The sequence below is a fragment of the Streptomyces sp. NPDC030814 genome (assembly GCF_055572155.1).
The window spans coordinates 16,432-37,805 of record NZ_JBVIDX010000002.1 but is presented as its reverse complement, the minus strand read 5'-3'; the positions used below and the strand labels follow the sequence as shown (position 1 = coordinate 37,805).

The following is a 21,374-nucleotide window of genomic DNA, read 5'->3' as shown; positions in this document are numbered from 1 at the left end:
TCGGGCGCGCCATGACGGCCGCGTCGACTGGTGGAACCGCTCCCACTGGTGCTGGTGAAGGTAGCGCCAAGTGACAGTAAAAGACAGAGGTGTTGCGTTATTGCCCACCACAAATCTTTTCGCCCGCCGTCGAATCTTTTCGACTCTTCAAGCACCTTGACCGCCTGCACCCCTCTCCTCAATATGGGAGCGCTCCCACTGGTTCAAGGCTTGTTGTTGCTGCTCCGCCCCCACCTTCGTAAGAGCCGCACGGAAGGAACCAGAGCATGCACCCCAGACGCGGACGCCGTGCCACACGGCGCCTGTGGACCGCCGTGGTCGCGGCCCTCGCTCTTCCCTTGACGATGCTGGGCACGGGGTCGGCCCCCGCCGCCGCGGCTGCCGTGGCCTGCAACGTCGACTACAAGACCAACGACTGGGGCTCGGGCTTCACCGCCGAGCTGACCATCACCAACCGGGGCACCGAGGCCATCAACGGCTGGACCCTGACGTACTCCTACGCGGGCAACCAGACGCTCACCAGCGGCTGGAGCGGCACCTGGTCGCAGTCCGGCAGGACGGTGACCGCGAAGAACGCGTCCTGGAACGGCACCATCGCCGTCGGGGCCGCGGTGAGCACCGGCGCCCAGTTCACCTACAGCGGCACCAACACGGCGCCGACCAGCTTCGCGATCAACGGCACCGCGTGTGTCGGCGCCCACCAGCCGCCGATCACCGTGCTGACCAGCCCGACCGCGGGCGCCACGTACTCACAGGGTGACCCGGTGCCGATGGCGGCCACCGCGGCGGCCGCTGACAACGCGACCATCACCAAGGTGGAGTTCTACGACGACACCCGGCTGCTGGGCACGGACACCACCTCGCCGTACACCTTCTCGGCCACCGGTCTGTCCGTGGGCAGCCACTCGCTGGTCGCCAAGGCGTACGACAGCCTGGGCGCGTCGGCGGACTCCGCGCCGGTCGGCATCACGGTCGCCTCGGGCCCCGCCGTGGTGGTCTCACCGACACAACTGGGCGTGCAGCAGGGCAAGACGGGCACGTACGACGTGAAGCTCTCGACCCAGCCGTCGGGCAATGTGACGGTGACGACCGCGCGGGCCTCCGGCAACTCGGGCCTGTCGGTCACGGGAGGCGCGTCGCTGACCTTCACGCCGTCGAACTGGAACACGGCCCAGAAGGTGACCGTCACGGCCGACTCCTCGGGCACGGGCTCGGCGGTCTTCGAGTCGACTGCCACCGGCCACGCCAAGGGGGCGGTGACGGTGACGCAGCTGGCGGCGTCGAAGGTCTACGACGCCCGCTTCCTGGAGCTCTACGGCAAGATCACCAACCCGGCGAACGGCTACTTCTCCCCCGAGGGCATCCCGTACCACTCGGTGGAGACGCTGATCGTCGAGGCGCCGGACCACGGCCATGAGACCACCTCGGAGGCGTACAGCTACCTCCTGTGGCTCCAGGCCATGTACGGCAAGGTCACGGGCGACTGGTCCAAGTTCAACGGCGCCTGGGAGACCATGGAGAAGTACATGATCCCCACCCGCGCCGACCAGCCGACCAACTCCTTCTACTCGGCGAGCAAGCCGGCGACGTACGCCCCCGAGCACGACACCCCGGGCGAGTACCCGGCGCAGCTCAACACGTCGGTCTCGGTCGGCTCGGACCCGATCGCCGCGGAGCTGAAGAGCGCCTACAACACCGACGACATCTACGGCATGCACTGGCTGCAGGACGTGGACAACGTGTACGGCTACGGCAACTCGCCGGGCAAGTGCGAGGCCGGTCCGGCCGACACCGGCCCGTCGTACATCAACACCTTCCAGCGGGGACCGCAGGAGTCGGTGTGGGAGACCGTCCCGCAGCCCACCTGCGACCAGTTCAAGTACGGCGGCAGGAACGGGTACCTGGACCTGTTCACCCGTGACGCCTCCTACGCCAAGCAGTGGAAGTTCACCAACGCCCCCGACGCCGACGCGCGCGCCGTGCAGGCCGCGTACTGGGCGGACGTCTGGGCCAAGCAGCAGGGCAAGGGCGGTGACGTCTCCGCGACCGTCGGCAAGGCCGCGAAGATGGGCGACTACCTGCGCTACGCGATGTACGACAAGTACTTCAAGAAGGTCGGCAACTGCGTGGGGCCGACCACGTGCCCCGCGGGCACCGGCAAGGACGCCTCCTTCTACCTGCTCTCCTGGTACTACGCGTGGGGCGGCGCCACCGACACCAACGCCGGCTGGGCCTGGCGCATCGGCTCCAGCCACGCGCACGGCGGCTACCAGAACCCGCTCGCCGCGTACGCCCTCGCCAACTACGCCCCGCTGAAGCCCAAGTCGGCGACCGGGCAGGCGGACTGGGCCAAGTCCCTGGACCGGCAGATCGAGTTCTACCGCTGGCTCCAGTCCAACGAGGGCGCGATCGCGGGCGGCGCCACCAACAGCTGGGCGGGGCGGTACGCGACGCCTCCGGCCGGAACGCCGACCTTCTACGGCATGTACTACGACGAGAAGCCCGTGTACCACGACCCGCCGTCCAACCAGTGGTTCGGCTTCCAGACGTGGTCCATGGAGCGGGTCGCCGAGTACTACCAGCAGACCGGCAACGCCGCCGCGAAGACGGTGCTCGACAAGTGGGTCGACTGGGCGCTGTCCAAGACCACGATCAACCCCGACGGGACGTACCGGATCCCCTCCACGCTCCAGTGGTCCGGTGCCCCCAACACCTGGAACCCGTCCAGCCCCGGCTCCAACAGCGGGCTGCACGTCACCGTCGCCGACTACACCGACGACGTGGGGGTGGCGGGCTCGTACGCCAAGACGCTGACGTACTACGCCGACCGCTCCGGTGACGCCGACGCGGCCCGGGTCGCCAAGGCGCTGCTCGACGGCATGTGGGAGCACTACCAGGACGGGCTCGGTGTCGCCGTCCCGGAGACCCGCGCCGACTACAACCGGTTCGACGACCGGGTGTACGTGCCGAGCGGGTGGACGGGCACGATGCCGAACGGCGACACGATCAACTCGTCGTCGACGTTCGAGTCGATCCGCACCTTCTACGAGGACGACCCGGCCTGGTCGAAGATCGAGGCGTATCTGGCGGGTGGCGCCGCGCCGTCGTTCACGTACCACCGGTTCTGGGCCCAGGCGGACATCGCCCTGGCCATGGGTGCGTACGCGGAGCTCCTCGAATAAGTCCCCGCTGAAGCTCCGGGTACGAGGTCCTGCGCTCCGGCGGGGGCAGGACCTGGGCCGGGCGGTCCCCACCCGCACAGGGGGCCGCCCGGCCGTTCGCGCCGCCCGTCCATCCGTCTCCCCCCACGCCTCCGGAGAGGACTTCACCGTGCGAAGAACCCGCATCCTCACCACCGTCCTGGCCCTCGCGGCCGGTCTCCTCGCGGGGTCCCCACCCGCGCTGGCGGCCGAGCGGGCCGGACAGGCAGAGCAGGCCGAGCGGGCCGGCGAGAAGGTGTCGATCGCCGCGGACACCTACACGTGGAAGAACGCCCGTATCGACGGTGGCGGGTTCGTCCCCGGCATCGTGTTCAACCGCAAGGAGAGGAACCTCGCGTACGCCCGCACGGACATCGGCGGGGCGTACCGCTGGGTGGAGTCGTCGAAGACGTGGACGCCGCTGCTCGACTCCGTCGGCTGGGACGACTGGGGGCACACGGGTGTGGTGAGCCTCGCCTCCGACCCGGTCGACCCGAACAGGGTGTACGTCGCGGCCGGCACGTACACCAACAGCTGGGACCCGGGCAACGGCGCGATCTACCGCTCGTCCGACCGGGGGGCGAGCTGGCAGAAGGCGAATCTGCCGTTCAAGCTGGGCGGGAACATGCCGGGGCGCGGCATGGGTGAGCGGCTGGCGGTGGACCCGAACAAGAACAGCGTGCTGTATCTGGGCGCGCCCAGCGGCAAGGGGTTGTGGCGGTCCACGGACTCGGGGGTCACCTGGTCGCAGGTGACCAACTTCCCGAACGTCGGCAACTACGTGGCCGACCCGTCCGACACCAGCGGGTACTCCAGTGACAACCAGGGCATCGTCTGGGTCACGTTCGACGAGTCGACGGGCACCGCGGGCACCGCCACGAAGACGATCTACATCGGTGTCGCCGACAAGGACAACGCGGTCTACCGGTCGACGGACGCGGGCGCGACCTGGTCGCGGGTGGCGGGGCAGCCGACCGGTCAACTGGCCCACAAGGGCGTCCTGGACGCGACGAACGGCCATCTGTACCTCGCGTACAGCGACACGGGCGGGCCGTACGACGGCGGCAAGGGCCGGCTCTACCGGTACGCGACGGCGACCGGGACCTGGACGAACATCAGCCCGGTGGCGGAGGCCGACACGTCCTTCGGTTTCAGCGGGCTCACGGTGGACCGTCAGAGGCCGGGCACGGTGATGGCGACGGCGTACAGCTCCTGGTGGCCGGACACCCAGATCTTCCGTTCCACCGACAAGGGCGCGACCTGGACGAAGGCGTGGGACTACACGTCGTACCCGAACCGCGACAACCGTTTCACCATGGACGTCTCGTCGTCGCCGTGGCTGACGTGGGGCGCGAACCCGTCGCCGCCGGAACAGACGCCGAAGCTGGGCTGGATGACCGAGTCGCTGGAGATCGACCCGTTCGACTCGAACCGCATGATGTACGGGACGGGCGCGACGATCTACGGCACCGAGAACCTCACCAACTGGGACAGCGGCGCCAAGTTCACCGTGAAGCCCATGGTGCGGGGCCTGGAGGAGACGGCCGTCAACGATCTCGCCTCTCCCCCGTCCGGCGCCCCGCTGCTCAGCGCGCTCGGTGACATCGGCGGCTTCCGGCACACGGATCTGGCGAAGGTCCCGCCGATGATGTTCACACAGCCGAACTTCACGACGACGACCAGCCTGGACTTCGCCGAGACCAACCCGAACACCGTCGTCCGGGTGGGGAACCTGGACTCGGGGCCGCACATCGCGTTCTCCACGGACAACGGCGCCAACTGGTTCGCGGGCACCGACCCTTCGGGGGTGAGCGGCGGCGGCACCGTCGCGGCGGCCTCCGACGGCAGCCGCTTCGTGTGGAGCCCGGCGGGCACCGGCGTGCGGTACACCACGGGCTTCGGGACGTCGTGGCAGGAGTCGAGCGGGATACCGTCCGGCGCGATCGTCGAATCCGACCGGGTCGACCCGAAGACCTTCTACGGCTTCAAGTCCGGGAAGTTCTACGTCAGCACGGACGGCGGCGCGACCTTCACCGCGTCGAACGCGAGCGGCCTGCCCAGCGGTGACAGCGTCCGTTTCAAGGCGCTGCCGGGCACGAAGGGCGACGTGTGGCTCGCGGGCGGGGAGACGGGCGGCGCGTACGGGCTGTGGCACTCCACCGACGGCGGCGCCACCTTCACCAAGCTGTCGAACGTCGCGCAGGCCGACACCATCGGCTTCGGCAAGGCGGCCGCGGGCGCCTCGTACCAGACCCTGTACACCAGCGCCAAGATCGGCGGGGTGCGTGGCATCTTCCGTTCGACGGACAAGGGCGCCACCTGGACGCGGATCAACGACGACGCCCACCAGTGGGGTTGGACCGGCGCGGCCATCACGGGTGACCCGCGGGTCTACGGCCGGGTGTACGTCGCCACCAACGGACGCGGTGTCATCTACGGCGACACCTCCGACACCGGCGGCGGGGGCGGCGGCACGGACCCCGATCCGGAACCACAGCCGACGGGTGCCTGCGCCGTGACCTACAAGATCACCAACCAGTGGTCGGGCGGCTTCCAGGCCGATGTGCGGCTGGCCAACACGGGCACCGGCGCCTGGACGGGCTGGACCCTCAACTGGTCCTTCCCCAACGGCCAGAGCGTCACCCAGCTGTGGAACGCGGCCCATACCCAGTCCGGTGCGGCGGTCTCGGTGAAGAACATCGGCTGGAACGGGAACGTCGCGCCGGGTGCGTCGGTGAGCTTCGGCTTCACCGGCACCTGGTCGGGGACGAACGGGAAGCCCGGCGCCTTCAGACTCGGAGACCAGTCCTGCACGGTGACCTGACACCCGTGCGGGACGCGACGAGGGCGCGCGCCGAACGCGGCGCGCGCCCTCATTCATTCGTCGTCACGGTGCCGGATCCACCAGAAGAGCATCACCGTGGCGGCGACGAGCATGATGATCGCCGGTGCGGCGGTCACGACACGGGACAAGGTCATCGACGGACTCTCTCGGCCGCTGCCCTGGAGGTGACGGCTTGCTGAACGGGGCGGGCCGGACGATGATCCCGCCTGCGTCGGCCAACGTCATCAGGGCGGCCGAAAATACACTCGTTCGTGTCTGCGTCGTCATACCGGTCAGCAGCCGTGGACCGTCGGCCGGGTTGCCCCTCCGAGAGAGCAGACGGGTTCCGCCTCCTCAGTCGCCGTCGGTCACATGGGTGTGATCGTCCTTCGCGCCGTACGTCGCGGCGAGTTCGGCGACCGTCCGGGCCATGCGCTCGCGCAGCTCGGCCGGCTCCAGGACCTGGTGCGCGCCGCCCTCCCCGACGCGTTGCGCGCGATCGGCATGCCGCACCTCGGATCGAAGGGGCTGACGCTGCGGCTGTTCGATCCTCAGGCCCGGGAGTGGCCGCTGAACTGGTCGTCCAGCCGCAGCGGGCGGCTGTTCCCGCCGGTCGTCGGCCGGTTCGAGGGCGGTCGGGGCGAGTTCCACGGAGACGACACGCACGACGGCAAGGACGTACGGGTGCGGTTCGTCCGGTCCTGTGTGTCCACGACCACCGCCCGCTGGGAGCAGGCGTTCTCGCTCGACGACGGCGAGACCTGGCTGACCGACTGGACCATGGAGTTCCGGCGGCCGGCGGTCTCCTGACCGCCGCCCTCGGTCACCTCCTGCGGAAGGCCCGCAGGGAGAACTCCGGGTCCGGGCGGGGCCGGTCCTGGTCGGGGAGGGCCGCGAGGCGTACGGCGAAGTCGTCGGCGAGGGGGTCACCGGGCGGCAGGGTGACGAACCAGCCGCGGCGCAGGTCCATGAGGGCGCGGCGCGGGCTTCGGCCCTGGCCGCGTCCCGGGAAGCGGGCCTCGCCCGCCGGGCGCAACCCGTGCTCGTCGGCGTACTTCCCCACGGCCGCCGAGGTGTCCATGGCCGGACTGCGGGGGCGTGTGGCGAGGACGGCGTCGATGTCGCTGCCGACGTTGTGGGACGCCCCCTTGTCGACGGTGGTGATGTACACACCGCCCGGCCGCAGCACGCGGGCGCACTCGCCGACGACGGTCCGTACGTCGTCCGGGTCGACGAGCAGGTGCAGCAGCCACACACTGGTCACGACGTCGAACGCGGCGTCGGGGAAGGGGAGTCGGCGACTGTCGGCGAGGACGATCGCGCCGGGCAGGCGGGCTGCGGCCCGGCGCGCCATGGCGGGGGTGAGGTCGACGCCCGTCACCCGCATCCCGGGGCGGGCGGCGGCGAACCGCCGGGTCACGATGCCGGTGCCGCACGCCACGTCGAGCAGGTTGCGGACACCCCGGGGGACGAGTCCGAGCACGGCGTCGGCGGCGGCCTCGGCGCGTGGCTCACCGCCGCGCAGGGCGTCGTAGTCGCCCGCCTCCTTGTCGTAGTCCAGCACCGGCTCAGCTCGCCCCGTGGCCCGGTGCGAGCTCCTCGACCCTGCGGGCCAGTTCGAAGTCCTTCTCGGTGACGGCCCCGCCCGCGCTGTGCGTGTGGATGGTCAGCGAAACGGTGTGGTAGCCGAGGGTGAGGTCGGAGTGGTGGTCGAGCTCCTCCTGGGTGCGGGCGATGTGCACGACCATCGCGGTCGCCGCGAAGTGCGAGGCCAGCCGGTAGGTGCGGGCGATCCGGTCCCCGTCCAGCGACCAGCCCGGCAGCTCCGCCAGCCGGTCCTCGATCTCCTTCTGCGACAAGGGTTCGACGGGCATGGCCCGCTCCTTCCGTGACGCCCCCTCCGTGACGTGCGGTCCCTCCCAGCGTGCCACAGCCCGGCCGCCACGGCCCTGGTCAGCCCGTGCCGCGAGGGCGGGCGCCGTACGCATCCGGCCGCGCCGCGCGCCCCCGGGGCCGGGCGGATGCGACCCGGTTCACATCCGTACGCACTCCGTCGCGAAGTCGTCGGCCAGGACCATGATGTCGGCGCGGCCCTCGGTCGCGGCCAGCCAGTCGTGCGGGAGGCCGTGGTCGCCGTAGTGGGCGCCGAGGAGGTTGCCGCAGATGGAGCCGGTGGAGTCGCTGTCGCCGGAGTGGTTGACGGCGAGAAGGAGGGCCTCGCTGACACTGTGCGTGGCGAGGGCGCAGTAGACCCCCATGGCGAGGGCCTCCTCGGCGACCCAGCCGGCGCCGAGATGCTCGACCTTCTCCGCCGTCGGGGCGCCCTCGGCGGCGAGGTCGAGGGCGCGGTCGAGGGCCCTGCTGGTCTCCTCGTGTCCGGGGTGGCGGGACAGCAGCCGCAGGGTGCGCAGGACGGCGCCCTCCAACGACTCGTCGGCGACCAGGTGGGCGACGATCGCGGCGAGCGCGCCGGCCGCGTAGGCGCCGGTGGGGTGCCCGTGGGTCATCAGGGCGCCGCGGGCGGCCATGCCGAACGCGGTCTCCGCCGGGACGCGGGCCAGCCCGAAGGGGGCCGACCGCATGACGGTGCCGCAGCCCTTGGAGTCGGGGTTGACCGGGCCGGGACGCCCCAGCGGGGCCGCCGGATCGGGGTGGTGGACCTGGGCGAGGCCGGACAGGCACGCGTTGCCGGGAGCGCGGCGGGCGTACAACCAGGGCAGCGCGGCGAGACCCGAGGTCACACGCGGATCAGGGCCGGGCTGCCGCTGGGTGTCGAGCCAGCGGCCATAGGCCTCCCGGACCAGTTGGGGCCAGGCGCCCTCGATGCCCTTGAGCCGTGCCCGCTCGTGCGCCTGCCGCAGCCCCTCGACGGTGAAGAGGGTCATCTGGGTGTCGTCGCTGACCCGGCCGACCACACCGTCCGCGTCCGGGACGAGACCGGTCACTCCTCGGTCGCCGTGCGTGGAACGGATGAGGGCCAGCGAGGCGAACTCGACCGGGTAGCCGAGCGCGTCCCCGACCGCCCCGCCCAGCAGGCACCCTCGCACCCGCGCCCGGTACACCGCCGTCGCCTCCCAGGACGGGTTCCACGGGTCGTACACGCGCCACTCCTCGATCGCCTCGGCTACGTTCTGACGTATGACCATTGTCTCGCCCGCCACCACGAACCGACCCGGTACCCCTCCCGACCAGGGCATCGGCCCGTTGCTGCGGGCGTGGCGGGAGCAACGGCGGGTCAGTCAGCTGGAGTTGGCGCTGCGCGCCGGTTCGTCGGCGCGGCACATCAGCTTCGTCGAGACGGGCCGCTCCCGGCCCAGCGAGGAGATGGTGCTGCGGCTCGCCGAGCACCTGGACGTCCCGGTGCGGGACCGCAACGCGCTGCTCCTGGCCGCCGGTTACGCCCCCCGCTATCCGCAGACGCCGCTGGACGACCCGTCGATGGCGGCCCTCCGCGAGGGCATGGAGCGTCTGCTCCAGGGCTACGAGCCGTACCCGGCGCTGGTGCTCGACGCGACGTATCATGTGATGGCCGCCAACCGGGGCATCGCGATGCTGTTGGACGGCGTCCCCGAGTCCCTGCTCGTGCCGCCGCTGAACGCGATGCGCCTGGTCCTCCACCCCGAGGGTCTGGCACCCCGGATCCGCAATCTGCGGGCCTGGCGCGGTCATCTGCTGGAGCAGATGGAGCGCCAGATCGCCCTGCGCCGCTCTGAGCCCCTGCGCGCGCTGTACGAGGAGGTCGCGGCGTATCCGCTGCCGCCCGGCACGTCCGACGAGGAGCCCGGGGAGGAGCTGGGTGTGTCGTTCGCCCTGCCGATGCGGATCGAGCACGCGGGCCGGGTGCTGTCCTTCATCTCGTCGATCTCCACGTTCAACACGCCCATGGACGTGACCGTGGCCGAACTGGCCATCGAGACGTTCCTGCCGGCCGACCCGGCGACGGTCACGTACCTGCAGTCGCTGAGGTGACAGCCGGTCAGTCACCGGTCGTCCGCAGGGCGGTGTACTGCGCCGCCGCGAACCCGGCCACCGTCAGCGCCTGGAGCACCGTCCACACCGCGCCCGCCGTGCTGGGCGTGAGCCACAGGGCGAGGGCGACGAGGCTGAGGAGGGCCCAGGCGAGATTGGCCTCGATGACCGCGCGCACGGGCCACACCGGCGGACGCCCGCGCGCGGCGAGCAGGCCCACGGCCGCCGCGTACACCGTGAGGAACACGCCGAGTGCGACGAGGAGCCCGGAGCCGACGCCGAGGAGCCGGCCGAGCGGGCCGGCGGCGGTGAGGTACGCGAGCCCGTTCACCCCGGTCACGACGGCGTCCACGGCCAGGAAGCGGCGCAGCATGGTCCGGGGGTCGGTGGTTCGGGCGAGAGCGGCGAGCTGGGTCGCGGACATGGGGTGTCACCCTCCGTCGAGGCGAAGTCGGTCAGATGGGGGGCGGCCGTGCGGGCCGCCGGAGCCGGGCCCCGGGCCGGAGTGCGCCGGCCCGGAACCCGATGGCCTCACCTTGCCGCGCGGGGGTTGCCCCGGTCGATTACCCCGGAGGTCATGAACGGAGCAGGGCCGGGTCCACTGGGAGTCCATGACGGTTGTCACGCTGTGGGACCGTTGTTCACTCTTCGGAATCGTCCTTTACTCTTTGGGGTCGTCGTGGCGCGTTCCGCCACGGCGACGCCGTGGTCGAACGGGGACCGGGGACTCCCCCGTTCCGGTCGGCCTCATGAGATGTGCATCGGAACATGACAGACTGGACGCGTACTTCGGCGCGTGGGGAGGCGTGGCGTGAGTGAGCGGCGGCCCGCGCCCACCGTCGGTCAGGTGGTGCTCGGCAGACGGCTCCAGGAACTGCGCGAGGCCGCCGGTCTCAAGCGCGAGGAGGCCGCGCGCGTGCTGAGGGTCGCCCCGGCGACCGTACGGCGCATGGAGACCGCGGACGTCGCGCTGAAGATCCCGTACGTACAGGTCCTGCTCACCACGTACGGCGTCGCCGAGGCAGACGTCGCCTCGTTCGTGAAACTCGCCGAGGAGGCGAACAAGCCCGGCTGGTGGCAGCGGTTCCACGATGTGCTGCCCGACTGGTTCAGCCTGTACGTGAGCCTGGAGGGCGCGGCGCATCTGATCCGGCAGTACGAGCCGCACTTCGTGCCCGGCATGCTCCAGACCGAGGAGTACGCCCGGGCCGTGATGGAGGCCGGAACCCTCGGCCAGACCGGCCCCGAGACCATCGAGCGGCATGTGTCGCTGCGCATGGCCCGGCAGAAGCTCCTCACCCGGGAGAGCCCTCCGCACCTGTGGGTGATCATGGACGAGACGGCGCTCAGACGGCCGGTGAGCATCCGCTCCCAGGTCATGCGCGACCAGATCGACCGGCTGCTGGAGGCCACCGAGAAGGACCACGTCATCCTCCAGGTCGCCGAGTTCGCCGCCGGCCCCCACCCGGGCACCTACGCCCCGTTCTCCCTCTTCCGCTTCGCGGAGCCCGAGCTCCCCGACATGGTCTACACGGAGTACCTCACCGGCGCGCTCTACCTCGACTCCCGGCGCGAGGTCGCCCTCCACCTGGAGGTCCTCGACCACATGGCCGCACACGCGGCCTCGGCGGAACGCACCCGTGAGATCCTGCGGCGGTACCGCGACAGGTACTGAGCCTGCCGGCGATCGATCCGGGCCCGTCATGCGGTCGACCGAGTGCCCTGCGTGCGACCGTCCCACCGACGACGGCCGTCGGGTCGTGTCCGGGAAGGTCTGCCGCGAGCCGGTGAACCCCTCCGAGGGCGTGCGTGTCAGTGGGCGTGCGACGATCCCGGCATGATCGCCGCGGTGGAGTCACTGCCGCCGACCACGGGGCCGCACGCCTCGACCACGTACGCCGACTGGGCCGCCGCCCACGACCCCGCAGCCACCGTGGACGCACGTGAGTCGATCGAGGCCATGCGCACCGAACTCGGCCGTTCCCGGACCGGGCCCGGCCGGTTCGTCGACGCGATGGCGGAGCGGGCACGGCGGTCACCACCGGCTCACCTCACGCCGCGCCCCCCTTCGTGTTCTTCTCGTCGTCGACGATCTCCGCGTCCACGACGCCCTCCTCCTCGGCGGGGCCGGAGGCGGTGCGCGGCTCCTCGGCGGAGGAGCCGGAGGGCCCGGAGGCTGTCGCGTACATCGCCTGGCCCATGCGCTGGCTCACCGTGGCGAGCTTGTCGATGCCTGCCCGGAGTGCGGCCGTGTCCTCGGGGTGGTCGAGGAGCTGCTTCAGCTCGGTCGCGGCGGCCTCGACCTCGCCGCGGATGTCGGCCGGTACCCGCTCCTCGTTGTCCCGGATGAACCGCTCGGTCTGGTAGACGAGTTGCTCCGCCTGGTTGCGGGTCTCCGCGGCCTCCCGGCGCCGCCGGTCCTCCTCCGCGTACTGCTCGGCCTCCCGCATCATCCGGTCGATGTCGTCCTTGGGCAGGGCGGAACCACCGGTCACGGTCATCTTCTGTTCGCGACCGGTGGCCAGGTCCTTCGCCGAGACATGCATGATCCCGTCGGCGTCGATGTCGAACGCCACCTCGATCTGCGGGACCCCGCGCGGCGCCGGGGGAAGGCCCGTGAGGTCGAAGACGCCGAGCTTCTTGTTGTACGCGGCGATCTCCCGCTCCCCCTGGTAGACCTGGATGCCGACCGAGGGCTGGTTGTCGGCGGCCGTGGTGAAGATCTCCGAACGCCGGGTCGGGATCGTGGTGTTGCGCTCGATCAGCTTGGTCATGATGCCGCCCTTGGTCTCGATGCCCAGGGACAGCGGGGTGACGTCGAGCAGCAGGACGTCCTTCACGTCACCGCGGATGACACCCGCCTGGAGCGCCGCTCCCACGGCCACCACCTCGTCGGGGTTCACGCCCTTGTGCGGGTCCTTCCCGGTGAGTTCCTTCACCAGATCGGTCACGGCGGGCATCCGGGTCGAGCCGCCGACGAGGATGACGTGGTCGATGGCGGAGAGCTTCACCCCGGCGTCCTTCACGGCCTGGTGGAACGGCGTCCTGCAGCGGTCGAGCAGATCGGCCGTCAGCTCCTGGAACTGGGCGCGCGTCAGCCGCTCCTCCAGATGCAGCGGCCCCTCGGCGGAGGCGGTGACATACGGGAGGTTGATGGATGTCTCGGAGGAGCTGGAGAGCTCGATCTTGGCCTTCTCGGCGCCTTCCCGGAGCCGTTGGAGCGCCATCTTGTCGTTGCCGAGGTCGATGCCGTGCTGCCCCTTGAACTTCTTGACGAGGTACTCGACGACCCGCTGGTCCCAGTCGTCGCCGCCGAGATGCGTGTCCCCGTTGGTGGCCTTGACCTCGATGACCCCGTCACCGATCTCCAGCAGCGAGACGTCGAAGGTGCCGCCGCCGAGGTCGAAGACGAGGACGGTCTGCTCCTCACCCCGGTCGAGGCCGTACGCGAGGGCCGCGGCCGTGGGCTCGTTGATGATCCGCAGGACCTTGAGCCCGGCGATCTCCCCCGCCTCCTTGGTGGCCTGCCGCTGGGAGTCGTCGAAGTACGCGGGCACGGTGATCACCGCGTCGGTGACGTCGTCGCCGAGATACGCCTCGGCGTCCCGCTTGAGCTTCTGGAGCACTCGCGCGGACAGTTCCTGGGCCCGAAGGCGGGTGCCATCCACGGAGCCGTGCTCGGGGAATCGCCAGCCCCCGTCGCCCATATGGCGTTTGACGGAGCGCGCGGTGCGCTCCACGTTCGTCACGGCCTGCCGCTTGGCGACCTCACCCACGAGGACCTCGCCGTTCTTGGCGAAGGCCACCACGGAGGGGGTGGTCCGCTGGCCCTCCGCGTTGGCGACGACGGTCGGCTCACCGCCCTCCAGCACGGCCACCACAGAGTTCGTCGTCCCCAGATCGATCCCGACCGCACGCCCCATCGCCGTCCCCTTCCCGCAAGGTTCCGCCAAGGTTCCGCCCGTGGCTCCCACCCGGGGGCCCCACATGTGTGGCTCCCACACCCGTGGTTCCTACCACCAGCACAAATCTTGAGTGGGCTCTTGTCAATGGGGCGTAGGGCGGCATGCTCCCGGCGGGGGCACCCGTGGAGGGCGTGCGGTCGGAAGGCCCTAAGCGCGTCTGCGCACGGCGTGCGCCAGGCGCAGGGCCCGGCTCACACCGCCGAAGAGCAGGCGCCAGTACCACCGGTCGACCACCGTGCGCACCGCGTTCGCCGTCACCACGGCGGTGTGCGAGACGGTGTGCTTCACCAGCCTGCTGTCCTTCTCCCGCCGGAAGGTCTCCTCCGGGATCCGGCAGGCGCGGAGGAACCCGTCGACCGTCTCCGGTTCCACCGGCTGCCGGGAGTCGGGGTAGCGCCGCCGGTAGTGCCTGAGGAAGTCGGCCGCGGCCAGGGCGCCGACCGCTTTCTGGTCCGCCTCGGCCTGCTCGGCGACACAGGGCAGCTCCTCCGCCGCGATCAGCCGCTGGATGCCGTGGGCCACCCACATCGACGTCAGCGGCAGGCTCGCGGGCAGCTCCGCCCGGTCGCCCGCCGTCAGGAAGTCCAGTTCGGCGGGCTCCCGGTGGGGCCCAGGGCCGAAAGTGAGGGCGGTCGCGGCTCGTCCAGGTCGCGCAGGAGGCTTCCCAGCGCGCCCTCGTCCAGCCACAGCGACCGCAGTCCGCCCAGGTCACAGCCGCCCACGGTGGCCAGGCCCAGGAAGGCCGCGTTGATCCCGCCCGCGCTCGTGCCGGAGAGCACGTCGACGCCGACGTCGAGCCGCAGCAGGTCGAGCAGTCGCTTGTAGCAGGCGCGCACCAGCCCGGCGGGCGTGTCGGAGGAGTCGGCGCGCGCGGCGGTCATCAGCAGGTTCAGTTCCCGGGCCACGCCGCCCATCCGGACGGCGAGGCTGAGGCCGCCGGTGAAGGCGACGGCGATTCTGAGCTCCGCGTCGAGCCCTGGCTGTGAGTCGTCACTCATGCGCCCAATGTGCTCGTGCCGGGCCGGCGCGCGCATCAGGACGCCGACGGCCGGACCACCGCCCCGACGGGGTGGCTGGTCCGGCCGCCGTGAGCCCGCGGGTCAGGCCAGCTTTGCCGACAGGGTGATCGGCACGGCCTTGAGGGCCTGGCTGACGGGGCAGTTCACCTTGGCGTTCTCGGCCGCCGCGACGAAGCCCGCCTCGTCGAGACCGGGCACCTCGCCCTCGACGGTGATGTGGATGCCGGTGATGCCCTCACCCGGCTGGAACGTCACGTCGGCGGAGGTGACGAGCTTGGTGGGCGGCGTGCCGGCGCCGGCGAGGGCGTGCGAGAACGCCATCGAGAAGCAGCTGGAGTGGGCGGCCGCGATCAGCTCCTCGGGGCTGGTCTTGCCGTTCGCCTCCTGCGTGCGAGCGGCCCACGTCACCGGCTGCTCGGCGATGGCGCCGGACGAGTCGAAGGTGACGACACCGTTGCCCTCGAGCAGGTTGCCTTCCCATACGGTGTGTGCGGAGCGCGTGGTAGCCACGGTTCTTCCTTTCACGTGGGTCCCGTTCCAACGGGGTCGGCCCCATCCGATCACATCGAGCCGCCCCGGACCCAGCCGACGGGGCGGAGGCCCGCCGCGGTCGACCGCTCGTTCGCCCGGCGTAGAGGTCGAGTTCGGCGCCCGCGCCACGTACCGGTCGAGTTCGGTGCCCGCTCACTGCACCCGGAACACCGGTCCGCGGGCGGTGAACGGCAGGCGGGCGCCCTGCGGGATCAGATAGGCGTGCTCGCGTCGTACGCGCAGGGCGTCGCACCAGCCGTCGGTGATGACGAGGAGGGGCGCGCCCGGCGGGAAGTCGTCGGCGCGTTGCAACAGGTCGATGCCGGGCTGGAGTACGGTGCCGCCGCGACCGTGGACGCGGACGCGCCCGGCGATCTCCGTGACCGGGACATAGCCCGCGTCGTGGGGGGCCGTGTCGCAGAAGACGACCCGCGCGGCCGGTACGTCGCGGGCCTCGGCGTAGGAGGCGATGGCGCCGAGGGCCTTGCCGAGCAGGACCCGGTTCATGGAGCCGGAGGTGTCGAGGACGACGCCGAAGGTGCAGCGGGCGACCTCCTCGGGCGGGAAGCAGCGTCCGGCGCGGGGGATGTCGGGGGTGGCGGACTGGCGGCGCGAGGGGCGCGCGTAGCTCCGTACGGGCTCGGGGCGGGGCACGAACTCGTCGAACCAGCGGGCGAGTTGCGCGTCCCACGGCAGGGGCGGATGGGTGAGGGCGCGGATCTCCTCGACCAGGCCGCCCGGAAGGTACCCGCGCTCCTGCTGCTGGTGCAGGTCCAGTCCCCGGCCGAGGCCGCGGCGGTAGAACTCGTCGAGGTCGACGTAGTCGCCGGGGGTGCCGAGCGGTCCGCTCAGGATGTCGCCCGTGCCCTTGCCGCGCAGGGTGGACAGACGGCGCTTGCGGCGCAGGTCGTCGGCGATGCGGTCGTAGACCTCCTCGGCGGACAGATCTTTCAGCTCGGGGTCGTACAGCAGTCCCTCGGGCATGGTGCCGACCTGCATCTCGCGCAGCCAGCCGTTGATGACGTAGTCGGCGGCGATGTTGAACAGGTACGGGTCGCGGGCGCCGCAGCGGTCGCCGTGGCGCAGGGCGGCGTGCAGCATCTCGTGGGCCAGGATGAACCGCCACTCCTCGTCCTCGAAGTCGCGGAGCGGGTTGACGTAGATCTCGCCGGCGTCCGCGTCGACGGCCGCGATGGCGATGTCGTGGGCGTGGGCGATGTCCGCCTTGGCGATGATCTTCATTCCGGAGGCGATGCCGCCGAGCAGCGGGTAGGAGGAGATGAACCAGCTGAGCGCCTCCTCCCAGGGCCGTTTGCGGACCGGCTCGCCGTCCAGGGAGTCACGGCGGCCGCCCGCCATGTCCATCGCGGCGGACATGGTCCCGGCGAGGGCGTGGGCGAACGCGAGCTGCCAGTCCGGGAGCTGTCCCGCCCACTTCGGCCAGGTCAGCAGGATCTGGTCGGGCTCGCTGTCGGCGGTGCCGCAGCGCTCGTACGCCGTGGGCAGTCCGTCGCGGCGCCAGCGTGTGGCGAGCTGCTCCTCGTCGCCGTCCGGATAGGAGGCGGGCAGGTGCTCGGGGGCCTCACCGATGGGGAAGCTGAGCAGGAAGCGGTTGACGACGACGCAGCGGGCGGCGAGGTCGAACCGGTCGGGCTGCTCGCGCTCCCCCGTGGCGGCCGGGACGTGCCCGAAGCCGACGTGGAGAGTGGCGTGGGCGAGGGCCCAGGCCCAGGCGCCGGGCTCGGCGAGCCGGTCGGGGTGGGCGTGCACCTGACCCTCTGAGTCGACGCGGACGAGGCCGTCGCGGGGCGCCAGCTCGCAGTTCTCGTCGCGGCAGTGGGTGAGCCCCATGGAGCGCAGCGCCGGGTTGGCCCGCACCAGCGCCAGGCCCGCGGAGTAGGCGGCGCCCGCGATGTCCCGCTTCTTGCGGCCCTTGCCCTGGTTCTTCGCGCCGTTGCGGCTCATCGGCGGGCCTCCACCAGCCGGGGCATGTCGCGGGCCGCCTCCACCAGGAACCAGGCGGGCAGCACGGGGTGGCCGTCGGCGTCGGAGGCGATGACGGTCTGGGCGACCTCGACGGAGATCTCGGCGAGCTGCACCAGCAGGGACTTGGCGCGGTACGCGGTCTGTCGGCCGTTCGCCGACATGTGCTGCTTGCTGGCGGGCAGGTCCTTGATGAGCCGGCCGCGGAAGGAGTCGGCGAGGAAGTACAACAGGTCGCGGTCCTCCATCCGGCTGGGCCAGCGGGCGTCGCCCTTGAGGATGGCCTCGATGCCGAAGCGGCTGCGCACGACCTTGACGTAGCCGCAGAAGGCGACCGCGTGGGCGGGCGTCAGCGTGCCGTGTGCGAGCACCTGGAGGGTGTCCTCGTCGACGCCCTGCCCGAAGGAGTGCAGGGCGTCGGAGAGCATGTGCCAGGAGCGCGGGGTGGAGAACGCCTCCTCGGTCTTCGGCGGCTTGGACCACAGGTGGTCGGGGCGGTCGGTGAGGTGGTCGACGATCCAGGGGTGGATGCCTCTGCCCGCCGCCCACGCCAGCCAGTCCTTCGCGGACGCCTCCAGGTGGACGTGGGTGAGACGGTTGATCAGCGCGGAGGCGATGGGGCGGGCGAGGGCATTGTCGGTGGCGCGGTTGCCGGCGCCGATGACGATGGAGCCCTTCGGCAGTTCGTAGGTGCCGATGCGGCGGTCGAGGATCAGCGAGTAGAACGCCTTCTGCACGTCCGGGGTCGCCGCGTTCAGCTCGTCGAGGAACAGGCAGTACGGCTCGTCGCGGGCGATGGCCTCGGGCGGGCAGAACACCGAGCGCCCGTCGCGGATCTGCGGTACGCCCATCAGGTCCTCCGGGGCGAGCTGCGTGCCCAGCAGGCTCACGCACTCCAGGCCCAGCGACTCGGCGAAGTCCCTCACCAGGGAGGACTTGCCGATGCCGGGGGCGCCCCAGACGAACACGGGCCGCACGGTGGCGAGGCCCAGCAGCAGTTCGGGGAGACGGGACGGGGTGACGGTGACGGCTGCCTGCAAGGGGTGGGCTCCTGGGGTTGTCCTCCGGGCGGTGCGACCAAGTGTGGGCGCCTGTTCGAAGGAGCGCAGCCGAATTTTCCGGGGGGGGGTGCCTATGCGTCCGCCGGGTCCTGCCGGTTGGCGGGTGCGGGTTCGTTCGGGTTGGTCGCGCAGTTCCGCACGCCTCTTCCGGGCGCGTGCGCCGCCACCGGTACCTGCGGGCCGTCGGCCTCTCTCAGCCAGCGCCTGAGCACCCGGTGGATGTGCTCCGCGCCCACCAACTCCGCTTCTTCCTCGACCGGTTCGGAGAGGGCCAGCGGGGAGAGGAGGAAGGGGCGGGACTGGCAGCCGCCGAGGCCGCCGTGGGAGCCGATCTGTTCCTCGAAGGCGAGGACCTCGCCTTCGACGGGGTCGTACCAGGAGTTGACCATGATGTCGGCGGCGTGCGGGAAGCCGTGGGTGCGGCGTACGGCGTCGGCGGCGCCGGGGCCGAAGTCGGCGAGGGGGCCGGGGTTGTCGTCGTCGATCTCGTCGACGGGGATCTCCGCGCCGTGCGCGCCGAGGACGAGGCCGCCGTGCTCCTCGCTGCGGACGAGGACGAAGCCGATGCCGGGGTGGTTGGCGAGGGTGGACAGCAGGGCGGGGTGGCGGGCGTCGATCTCCTCCCGGCTCATCCGGTGCGGCACGTCCGGGAAGGAGACCAGGCCGAGGTTGCCGGAGGCGAGGACGATCGGCTCGGAGCGGCGGGTCGGGCGGTGTTCCTCGACGCCCTCCTCGACGGGGATGTGCAGCGCGGCCCGGACCGCCGAGCGGGCCTCGGCGCCGCTGTGGGTGCGCTCGGCCCTGCGGGGCACGGGCAGGCCGCAGCCGGCGCGGACCAGGTTGCCGAGGGTGAGGCCGTAGCGGCCGAGGAAGGTCTCGCCGGGGCTCTGTCCGTGGTCGGAGAGCAGGACGATGCGGTAGGCGCGGGGGGCGTGCTCGGCGACCTGCGCGATCAACGCGATGGAGCGGTCGAGGCGTTGGAGGATCTTCTCCGCGTCCCGGCTGTGGGGTCCGGAGTGGTGGGCGACCTCGTCGTAGGCCACCAGGTCCGCGTAGATCGCGGCGCGCCCCGCAAGCATGTCGCCGATCACCGCGGCGACGACGACATCGCGTTCGACGACGGTCGCGAACGCGCGGATGAACGGGTAGAGGCCACCGCGTTTGACGCGGGGCCGCTGTGCGCGGAGCCGGGCGCGGGTGGACTGGCCGATCTCCCGGGACACGTCGGCGACGAAGGACAGGGCGGTGCGGACCGCGTTGGCGGGGTCGGAGAAGTAGGCGAAGTACCCGGCGCGGGAGCGGTTCTGCTTGCCCCGGCGGGCCGCGATGGACAGGACGAGCGCAAGCTGGTCGGCGCCACCGCTGAAGAGGTTGCCGCGGCTCGCGCCGTCGACGGTGAGCAGACCGCCGTCGCCGGTGCGGTCGATGGCGCGGCGCTGGAGTTCGGCGGCGTTGGAGGGACGGTTGCAGACCATCACCTCCCGGCTCTCCTTCTCGTACCAGCGGAAGGCGGGCACGTCGTGGTTGCTGCCGTGCAGGATGCCGAGCTGGCTGGCGCCGGTCTGGCTGGACCAGTCGGTCCGCCAGGGGGTGAGCCGGTGGCTGGCGTGGACGTGCCCGGTCCCGGGCGCGGGAGCGCCGAGCCACGCTGCCACGGTCGGCATCACGCCCTTCGCGGCGGCCGCCTCCAGCACATCGTGGCCGACGCCGTCGAGCTGGAGGAAGACGGTGCCGGGGCCGGCGGGGCCGGGCGGGCCGTCGGCGTGCCTGCGGCGGCGGTCGGCCAGCCGGTACAGGCGGCGCCGGTAGGCGTCGTCGTCGCGTACGGCGAGGGAACCTCCGGTGGCGGAGGCGACGGCGGACATCACGGCTGCCACGACCACGGCGGTCTCGGGCGCGGCCTCACCCTGTCCGGACGGGTTGATCCACAGGGCGACGAGGAGCAGCGAGCCGTTGAGGAAGAAGACGAGCAGACCGAGGACGAGGGCGGGCACGAGCAGCAACGCCCGTACGAGCAGCGGCCACACCAGGGAGGACAGCAGGCCGAACACGCCGGCGCCCAGGGCCGCGGTGACGGCGATCTTGGTGGCGCTCTCGCCGGTGCTGGACTGGAGCCGGAAGTCGGGCAGAGCGCCCGCGAGCACCAGCATCGTCAGCGTCGACACCGCCCACACGGCGAGCATCCGCCAGAATCCGCTCAGCACCCTCCGCCAACGCTCACCGCCCACGTCCGGCCACCCTTACGTCCCGATTCCTGGGCCCAGCCTGTCACAAGGGCCGGGGAGCCGGGGCGGTGCCGAGGGGGGGGCACGGAGGCGGGGACGGGGTACGGCCCGGGGCCGGCGCGGAGCGGGCCCGCGGTGTTCAGCGGCCGTCGTAGCCCGCTGTGGGCATCGACAGACGACGGTGGACGCGGGCCTTCATCTGGGCGTCGTAGGCGGGTTCGGCGCGGCCGACGGTCTCGATGCGGACGCCGCGGCGGGCGCACTCGGCGGTGAAGTCGTCGACGGAGGCGAGGGCGCGTTCGAGGACGCGGCGGCTGGGGGCGACGAAGAGGTCGACGTGGCCGGCGTCGACGTCGGCCCACAGGGCGCAGTGGTCGGGGCGCAGACCGCGGACGAGGAGCTCGCGCGTCACCACGTAGCCGCGCTCGGCGGCCCAGCGGGCGCACATGGCGTGCTGGCTGCGGGAGTCGACCAGGAAGGGGTCGGCCTCCAGTTCCTCCAGGGGGGTCAGGCTGGCGATGGCGGCGACCCGCACCACCGCCGGGTGTCCCGCCGTCCGCCCGGGGCACTCACCGGGTATCTCCTGGCAGGACAGGG

18 protein-coding genes are annotated in these 21,374 nt (G+C 71.6%); 5 read left to right on the top strand and 13 right to left on the bottom strand.

From position 1 onward, the window contains the following. Positions 1-266: 266 nt before the first annotated feature. The 3 genes from ACZ43N_RS03690 to ACZ43N_RS03680 all read left to right on the top strand — a co-directional run bounded on the left by ACZ43N_RS03690 (position 267) and on the right by ACZ43N_RS03680 (position 6,834). Positions 267-3,182 (top strand): glycoside hydrolase family 48 protein, encoded by a 2,916-nt coding sequence (locus ACZ43N_RS03690; protein WP_468094727.1) that lies wholly within the window; start codon positions 267-269, stop codon positions 3,180-3,182. Between the two features lie 148 nt (positions 3,183-3,330). Beyond that, positions 3,331-6,024, top strand: coding sequence for a cellulose binding domain-containing protein (locus tag ACZ43N_RS03685; RefSeq protein ID WP_468094726.1), 2,694 nt, complete (start codon positions 3,331-3,333; stop codon positions 6,022-6,024). A gap of 372 nt (positions 6,025-6,396) precedes the next feature. After that, positions 6,397-6,834, top strand: a complete 438-nt coding sequence (locus ACZ43N_RS03680; protein ID WP_468094725.1) for a hypothetical protein — start codon at positions 6,397-6,399, stop codon at positions 6,832-6,834. A gap of 13 nt (positions 6,835-6,847) precedes the next feature. On the opposite strand, the gene ACZ43N_RS03675 is transcribed toward ACZ43N_RS03680, so the two are convergent. The 3 genes from ACZ43N_RS03675 to ACZ43N_RS03665 all read right to left on the bottom strand — a co-directional run bounded on the left by ACZ43N_RS03675 (position 6,848) and on the right by ACZ43N_RS03665 (position 9,170). Continuing rightward, positions 6,848-7,588: a class I SAM-dependent methyltransferase gene (locus tag ACZ43N_RS03675; RefSeq protein WP_468094724.1), complete on the bottom strand. Its 741-nt coding sequence runs from the start codon at positions 7,586-7,588 to the stop codon at positions 6,848-6,850. A 4-nt stretch (positions 7,589-7,592) separates the two neighbouring features. Continuing rightward, complete coding sequence (locus tag ACZ43N_RS03670; protein ID WP_468094723.1) at positions 7,593-7,898, bottom strand: 4a-hydroxytetrahydrobiopterin dehydratase; 306 nt, start codon at positions 7,896-7,898, stop codon at positions 7,593-7,595. 159 nt (positions 7,899-8,057) lie between these two features. Next, positions 8,058-9,170, bottom strand: coding sequence for an ADP-ribosylglycohydrolase family protein (locus tag ACZ43N_RS03665; protein ID WP_468094722.1), 1,113 nt, complete (start codon positions 9,168-9,170; stop codon positions 8,058-8,060). Between ACZ43N_RS03665 and ACZ43N_RS03660 the strand changes: the two genes are divergently transcribed. After that, the gene (locus tag ACZ43N_RS03660; protein ID WP_468094721.1) at positions 9,163-9,993 is read left to right on the top strand and encodes a helix-turn-helix domain-containing protein; all 831 of its coding nucleotides are present in this window, start codon (positions 9,163-9,165) and stop codon (positions 9,991-9,993) included. The two genes, ACZ43N_RS03665 and ACZ43N_RS03660, sit on opposite strands and share 8 nt — an antisense overlap. A gap of 7 nt (positions 9,994-10,000) precedes the next feature. Here the strand turns inward: ACZ43N_RS03660 and ACZ43N_RS03655 are convergent, their stop codons facing one another. Beyond that, entirely contained in the window at positions 10,001-10,417 is a 417-nt protein-coding gene (locus tag ACZ43N_RS03655) for a hypothetical protein (protein ID WP_468094720.1), read from the bottom strand. A gap of 387 nt (positions 10,418-10,804) precedes the next feature. On the opposite strand from ACZ43N_RS03655, the gene ACZ43N_RS03650 reads away from it, so the two are divergent. After that, positions 10,805-11,668 carry a helix-turn-helix domain-containing protein gene (locus tag ACZ43N_RS03650; protein ID WP_468094719.1) on the top strand — a complete coding sequence of 288 codons (864 nt, stop codon included), beginning with the start codon at positions 10,805-10,807 and terminating at the stop codon, positions 11,666-11,668. Positions 11,669-11,805: 137 nt separating this feature from the next. Here the strand turns inward: ACZ43N_RS03650 and ACZ43N_RS03645 are convergent, their stop codons facing one another. The 9 genes from ACZ43N_RS03645 to ACZ43N_RS03605 all read right to left on the bottom strand — a co-directional run bounded on the left by ACZ43N_RS03645 (position 11,806) and on the right by ACZ43N_RS03605 (position 21,372). Further along, positions 11,806-11,955 carry a hypothetical protein gene (locus tag ACZ43N_RS03645; protein WP_468094718.1) on the bottom strand — a complete coding sequence of 50 codons (150 nt, stop codon included), beginning with the start codon at positions 11,953-11,955 and terminating at the stop codon, positions 11,806-11,808. An 89-nt stretch (positions 11,956-12,044) separates the two neighbouring features. Next, positions 12,045-13,916: a molecular chaperone DnaK gene (gene dnaK, locus ACZ43N_RS03640; RefSeq protein ID WP_468094717.1), complete on the bottom strand. Its 1,872-nt coding sequence runs from the start codon at positions 13,914-13,916 to the stop codon at positions 12,045-12,047. Between the two features lie 189 nt (positions 13,917-14,105). Further along, entirely contained in the window at positions 14,106-14,480 is a 375-nt protein-coding gene (locus ACZ43N_RS03635) for a hypothetical protein (protein ID WP_468094716.1), read from the bottom strand. A 53-nt stretch (positions 14,481-14,533) separates the two neighbouring features. Then, positions 14,534-14,956 (bottom strand): hypothetical protein, encoded by a 423-nt coding sequence (locus tag ACZ43N_RS03630; RefSeq protein ID WP_468094715.1) that lies wholly within the window; start codon positions 14,954-14,956, stop codon positions 14,534-14,536. Positions 14,957-15,058: 102 nt separating this feature from the next. Next, positions 15,059-15,487, bottom strand: a complete 429-nt coding sequence (locus tag ACZ43N_RS03625) for an OsmC family protein (RefSeq protein ID WP_055541002.1) — start codon at positions 15,485-15,487, stop codon at positions 15,059-15,061. Between the two features lie 174 nt (positions 15,488-15,661). Next, positions 15,662-17,473: a vWA domain-containing protein gene (locus tag ACZ43N_RS03620; RefSeq protein ID WP_468094714.1), complete on the bottom strand. Its 1,812-nt coding sequence runs from the start codon at positions 17,471-17,473 to the stop codon at positions 15,662-15,664. Further along, positions 17,470-18,531 carry an ATP-binding protein gene (locus tag ACZ43N_RS03615; protein WP_468094713.1) on the bottom strand — a complete coding sequence of 354 codons (1,062 nt, stop codon included), beginning with the start codon at positions 18,529-18,531 and terminating at the stop codon, positions 17,470-17,472. The genes ACZ43N_RS03620 and ACZ43N_RS03615 overlap by 4 nt, the downstream gene beginning before the upstream one ends. A gap of 92 nt (positions 18,532-18,623) precedes the next feature. Next, positions 18,624-20,735: a phage holin family protein gene (locus ACZ43N_RS03610; protein WP_468095485.1), complete on the bottom strand. Its 2,112-nt coding sequence runs from the start codon at positions 20,733-20,735 to the stop codon at positions 18,624-18,626. A gap of 181 nt (positions 20,736-20,916) precedes the next feature. Continuing rightward, positions 20,917-21,372 (bottom strand): hypothetical protein, encoded by a 456-nt coding sequence (locus tag ACZ43N_RS03605; protein WP_468095484.1) that lies wholly within the window; start codon positions 21,370-21,372, stop codon positions 20,917-20,919. Positions 21,373-21,374 lie beyond the last annotated feature (2 nt).

Excerpts from the sequence above, each read along its gene's own strand:
- ACZ43N_RS03690 (WP_468094727.1), top strand. The coding sequence starts at position 267 with ATGCACCCCAGACGCGGACGCCGTGCCACACGGCGCCTGTGGACCGCC.
- ACZ43N_RS03680 (WP_468094725.1), top strand. The coding sequence starts at position 6,397 with ATGGGTGTGATCGTCCTTCGCGCCGTACGTCGCGGCGAGTTCGGCGAC.
- ACZ43N_RS03670 (WP_468094723.1), bottom strand. The coding sequence starts at position 7,898 with ATGCCCGTCGAACCCTTGTCGCAGAAGGAGATCGAGGACCGGCTGGCG.
- ACZ43N_RS03660 (WP_468094721.1), top strand. The coding sequence starts at position 9,163 with ATGACCATTGTCTCGCCCGCCACCACGAACCGACCCGGTACCCCTCCC.
- ACZ43N_RS03665 (WP_468094722.1), bottom strand. The coding sequence starts at position 9,170 with ATGGTCATACGTCAGAACGTAGCCGAGGCGATCGAGGAGTGGCGCGTG.
- ACZ43N_RS03655 (WP_468094720.1), bottom strand. The coding sequence starts at position 10,417 with ATGTCCGCGACCCAGCTCGCCGCTCTCGCCCGAACCACCGACCCCCGG.
- ACZ43N_RS03645 (WP_468094718.1), bottom strand. The coding sequence starts at position 11,955 with ATGGCCTCGATCGACTCACGTGCGTCCACGGTGGCTGCGGGGTCGTGG.
- dnaK (WP_468094717.1), bottom strand. The coding sequence starts at position 13,916 with ATGGGGCGTGCGGTCGGGATCGATCTGGGGACGACGAACTCTGTGGTG.
- ACZ43N_RS03630 (WP_468094715.1), bottom strand. The coding sequence starts at position 14,956 with ATGAGTGACGACTCACAGCCAGGGCTCGACGCGGAGCTCAGAATCGCC.
- ACZ43N_RS03620 (WP_468094714.1), bottom strand. The coding sequence starts at position 17,473 with ATGAGCCGCAACGGCGCGAAGAACCAGGGCAAGGGCCGCAAGAAGCGG.
- ACZ43N_RS03610 (WP_468095485.1), bottom strand. The coding sequence starts at position 20,735 with ATGCTCGCCGTGTGGGCGGTGTCGACGCTGACGATGCTGGTGCTCGCG.